The organism is Neorhizobium populisoli (assembly GCF_019430945.1).
Lineage (GTDB): Bacteria > Pseudomonadota > Alphaproteobacteria > Rhizobiales > Rhizobiaceae > Neorhizobium > Neorhizobium populisoli.
Window position 1 is genome coordinate 1 of record NZ_JAHYCB010000047.1, and the last position, 3061, is coordinate 3061.

A 3061-nucleotide genomic window follows, 5' to 3' on the forward strand; every position below is an offset into this window, starting at 1 on the left:
GATCGCTTGCCGCTCATCGTCGAAGAGGTACGGTGACACTACGATAGCCTGCCCAAAGGTGGCGGCAGTCTTGCCTTCCTGACAGATCTTTTGCACCTCAGTTCGCGGAAGCGTTGAGCCCACGGCGGGAACTGACGTTGTGCTCGTGGCACGGCCTCCTAGAGTTTGAAGGGCAGATAGGAACCATGGCGACCGTTCCATACGGCTTAAGCCTGAGTGCCGTGGGACTTTAGGCTCACGTAACCCGAGTTGCAGGCCTGCCATGTGCCGCTAACGTCTTCAGAATTAAATAACAGCGCTGACCCTGGCTCCGTCAGCGGCATCGCTGAAAAGCAACGATTTCTTCCGGTTGCAAAACCTAAAATCTACCTTTTCAGCAAAATCTACCAAATCAGCTGCTCTGTAAAAGACGTACGATAATGCTTTTTGGCGCCATCTTGACGACGCATACGCGGCGGGTCGCACAAAGGCAAAAGCCTCCCTTGTTCATTGTTACAGGAGGCGAGAAACCGTCGGCAGCGTTGTCTCATTAGTGGGGTTATTGGGACGGCCTCGAAGACCTCCGGATGACCGCGGCCAATGCTGCCGTAAGCCACGCTAAGATTACCGCTTCTGCAGTCACGGCCGGACCATTGAGTTCGGGTGGGCTCTCTAGCGATGATATCGCCTTATAAGCCACCTTGCTCCCAAGTGAGGATTTGAGGAGAGACGGCGAGCTCAGCTCTACATCCAACCGTGGACATTGTTAAATCAAAAATTGTCACTACATATCTTACATCGACCAATGCTTGTGATGTTCGAGTTGCGCCGGGACTTCGCGCAATTGTTCCGGCCGGTCGATCTTTCCGGGAAGTGTTGCCGGGATTAGGCGGGTTTAGCCGTTCCCGTCGGCGTCAAAAGCTTCTGCTGACGGCCTTACCCCAGACAGAAAGAGGACGCGATGTCTTCCAACGAATATGCAGCGTGCGTCTCGCGAAATTTGGTGCGAACAAGTTCATTCGGGTACAACGAACGAACAAAGACCCTCGGAAATGTATTGAGTACGAGCAGCCTGAAATCCCTGCCATTGGTGGGAATGAGGACGCTTTCACGTTCCGCATCGCAGTGGGATGGGCACTTGCTGCCAGCCTCATAGCGACGGTGCCTTCCCACACATGGGGAGTGCTGGTCCATATGTAGCGAATTCAAAGCCGCGGACTGAGACTTGGGCCAGGCGATTTAACGTCATCGGCCGCTATCACCATTCAAGGAATTCATGATGAACCACATATTCCGCAAATCAGCGGACAAGCTCTTTAGCGCTGCAAGTGTCGAGCAAGGCTCGGATGCCGAAAAGCTCCAGAACCTGCGACGAGAGATGCAGAAGCGATTGCGCGAGCAAAGACAAACGGAGCGAATCGTTAGGGAAGCCTCCCGCCTCGAAGCTCAGCGTCTCTCCGTGACCTGGAGGGCAACCACCTGACCCAATTCGATTACACAGGTTCGGCGGGGTTGTACGCTGGGAAAGCGGTTCGAGGTCTTAATGGTTCACGCTACCGGCGTTTTGAGACAGCGGCCGAGGCCCTTCGTTTTGCGGTGGAAGATATGCCTGGCGCACAGCAGTTGGGCTGTTTTCTTGAAGTCGATGAGGCCCGTTTCGATCTTCGACAGATCCGTGTGCTTTACGACGCGCCATCGTATCCTCTCCACCGACGCGTCGAATGATCGAAACCATTTGTGACTTGAAACGAGAGCGCTTGTTGCAAGCTGCAAGCTTTGGATCTCACGATGCGAAAGATGAAAGTTGACCACGACTAAGCAGCCTGTCAACCTCGACGTTCGCTCCGAACTGGTCTGGCTCAAGATCATCGCCAGCTACCGCTATCCTGTGCGGGCGCGAAGCTTTTTCGAACTCGCTGTCACTTTGATCCCGTTCGCGCTTTTTTGGGCCACCGCGGCAATCTCGCTGCAGTCCGGTTACTGGATTGGCCTGGTGCTGGTCATCCCGGCTTCCGGCTTTCTGCTGCGGCTGTTCATGCTGCAGCATGACTGCGGGCACGGGTCATTATTCGCAGATCGGCGTTTGGATGATTGGACGGGGCGCGCCCTCGGTGTCCTGACGCTCACGCCCTACGACTACTGGCGGCGTGCACATAATGAACATCATGCGTCGGCCGGCAATCTCGATGAACGCGGTGTTGGCGACATAAAGACACTCACGGTATCGGAGTATCGCGATCTGACGCTGATGGGCAAACTTGGCTATCGGTTGTATCGGAATCCTTTTGTGATGTTCGGGATCGGCCCTGCCTTTCTGTTTCTCATCAAGCAACGGCTGCCGTTCGGAATGATGCGATCGGGCGCCCTGCCTTGGATTTCTACAATGGCAACGAACCTCGCCGTTGCCCTGTTAGCGGCCGTGTTGATTTGGAGCGTGGGCATAATCCCTTTTCTATTGATCCATCTGCCGGTCGTTCTCATCGCCGGATCCGCGGGCGTCTGGCTGTTCTATGTCCAGCATCAGTTCGAGGAGACCCACTGGTCGAGGCCGCCAGAATGGGCATTCCCGTACGCAGCCATGCATGGAGCCTCCCACTACGATCTGCCTCGCCCCTTGCGGTGGATTACCGGCAACATCGGCATGCACCACCTTCATCATCTCTCCAGCCGAGTACCGTTTTATCGGCTGCCTGAAGTGCTTCGTGACCATCCTGAGCTTGCGAATATCGGCCGCATTGGCATTCGCGACAGTCTAGCGTCAGTCCGGCTCGTGCTTTGGAACGAGAAAACGCAGCGATTGATTTCCTTTAGCCAAGCCGAGAAGGAAGCCCAATGATCGCATTATCTGCCGGGTCTGATGTGGCATTTGCAGTGAACTCGGCCGATCTCTATCCGGCGTTCCGCACTTGCAATTGTGCGGTGCAGCATTACCTAGAATATCTGGGAGGTCGATTCCATTCCGCGATTAGCGAGGATGCTCCATGAGAAGTCTTTCGGATACATTGCAGCGGCTGCAGCGATACCGTACCAATCCGGTGATGGATGTGGGTCCAACCAGACTAAAGCGGCTGGAGATTACGAC

Annotated in this window: 1 protein-coding gene; it reads left to right on the plus strand. The window is 55.1% G+C overall.

Annotation, left to right across the window (positions count from 1 at the left end):
• Positions 1 to 1783 precede the first annotated feature (1783 nt).
• Entirely contained in the window at positions 1784 to 2815 is a 1032-nt protein-coding gene (locus tag KX729_RS33325) for a fatty acid desaturase (protein ID WP_219746698.1), read from the plus strand.
• Positions 2816 to 3061 lie beyond the last annotated feature (246 nt).